The organism is Pseudomonas sp. 05N434 (assembly GCF_056396965.1).
Genome location: NZ_JBFTMK010000922.1, coordinates 1 through 2,003 on the forward strand (window position 1 = coordinate 1; position 2,003 = coordinate 2,003).

2 protein-coding genes and 1 pseudogene are annotated in these 2,003 nt (G+C 55.9%); all 3 read left to right on the forward strand.

Going from position 1 to position 2,003, the window contains the following annotated elements; genetic code table 11:
* Nucleotides 1-556, forward strand: a 556-nt coding sequence (locus tag AC1DLB_RS30730) for a fumarylacetoacetate hydrolase family protein (protein WP_477786372.1), incomplete at its 5' end; no start/stop codon positions are given.
* A gap of 3 nt (nucleotides 557-559) precedes the next feature.
* A pseudogene (locus tag AC1DLB_RS30735) lies at nucleotides 560-1,362 on the forward strand (fumarylacetoacetate hydrolase family protein).
* A gap of 21 nt (nucleotides 1,363-1,383) precedes the next feature.
* Nucleotides 1,384-2,003: hypothetical protein (locus tag AC1DLB_RS30740; RefSeq protein ID WP_477786373.1), on the forward strand; the 620-nt coding region annotated here is incomplete at its 3' end.

Consider the following 2,003-nt stretch of genomic DNA (forward strand, 5'->3'; position numbering starts at 1 on the left):
CGACAGCATCGTAAAAGGCGAACGTTACCGACTGGCCGCCGACGCCGATAAGGCGCGCATCGAGCCTGAACTGGCGTCCGTCCTGGCCCATGATTTGCCGGCTCGTGTTGAGCCTTATACAACTGAAGAGATCGTTGCTGCGATCAGCGACGTGCACTTGGCATTGGAAGTGATCGATTGCCGTTACACCGATCCACACACACTGCCGTTCGAGCAATTGCTCGCGGACGGTTTATTCAATCACGGCCTGGTATTCGGGGCGCCAATCACGCTGTCGAACCCTGCCAGCATTCCCTCTGAACTGGATATCACCCTGAGCGATGCAACGGCAGAGCTTGTGAATATCAAGGGCCGCCATCCGGACGGGAATCCGTTGTTGCCGATCGTATGGCTGGCCAATTTTCTGTCTACACAAGGGATAGGGCTGCAAGCAGGGCAGGTGATTATCACCGGGTCCTATGCAGGTGTTCTCGATGTGCCCGTCAACCAGCCACTGCATGTTCAGTTCGGCGAAGCCGGCTCATTGTCTGTCCATTTCTCAACGCTGGAGGAGTAACAAATGCGCTTAGTTCGTTTTGGTTTGCCGGGGCAGGAACAGCCGGGAGTTTTGGATTCGCAAGGAATCGTTCGAGACCTCTCGGGCATTGTCGATGACATCGATGCGTCGGCTCTGAGCCCTGCAGTGCTTGAAAAACTGCGTGCTGTTGACGTTGAAAAGCTGCCAGTGGTGGCGCCTGGCACACGTCTTGGTCCATGCGTAGGCAACGTACCGAACCTGATTTGCATCGGTCTGAACTACTCCGATCACGCGGCTGAAACGGATACACCTATCCCGAGCCAGCCGGTGGTCTTCAACAAACACACCGCGTCCATCAGCGGCCCCAATGACCCGGTCATTTTACCAACGGGGGCTCAGAAGCTTGATTGGGAAGTCGAACTGGCCATCGTCATCGGTACGCCCGCCTGGCAGATTGATGAGTCGCAGGCTTTGGATCACATCGCCGGTTATTGCCTGGCCAATGATGTTTCCGAGCGGGCTTATCAGCTGGAGTACGAAGGTCAGTGGACCAAGGCGTGAACGGCAAACGTCTCCAGACCGGCAATACCCGTACGATGATTTTCAGCGTTGCACATATTGTCGCGTACCTCAGTCGCTTCATGCCGCTAATGCCGGGTGACGTCATCATTACCGGTACTCCACCAGGTGTAGGGCTCGGGCAGAAACCACCGGTTTTTCTCAAGGCGGGTGACACCATGCGTGTCGGTGGCCAAGGGCTGGGTGAGCAATTTCAGACCGTGGTTCCTTACGTTGCTGAAATGGGCGCTGCATGGGTCGCCGGTCGCCATCCCAATGTTGACTGACTATCGCTAGAGGAAAACGCTATGAGCTTTGCAGGAACAGGTGTAGTCGCGATTTGGCATGATCTTTTGCCCGAAGCGCGGGACGAGTTCTATGAGTGGCATAACCGAGAACACATGCCTGAGCGGGCCGGAATTCCGGGCTTTTTACGGGGGCGCCGATACATCGCTCTGGATGCAGGTCCGACCTATTTCAACCTCTATGAGGCTGACACTGTGCAGGTGTTGGGCGGGCAGGATTATTTATCGCGTCTCAACAGTCCGACGGCTTGGACAAAGCAGTCGGTGCAGTCATATCGCAACGTCGCGCGATCCATCTGCGAGGTTACTTACACCAGCGGTGTAGGGCAGGGCGCGTATTTGTTAACGGTCCGTTTCGATGTTGTCGAAGGCCAGCATAAATCGGTGTCAGACGCATTGCGCCAACGCGTGCTTCCTCCTCTTGCTGATAAACAAGGTATTACGGGCGTGCATTTGTGTGTAGCTGATGAGGCCGTGAGCAGAGTTGAAACCGCAGAGAAAAAGGCCCGCGCCGAAGGGACCCAAATACCGGCCTGGATCGTCATGATCGAAGGTTGTGCACCTGACTACGTTCGTGTCGCCGGCGAGTCTTTTGTGGCCGAGCTAAAACGGCTGTTGGAGGG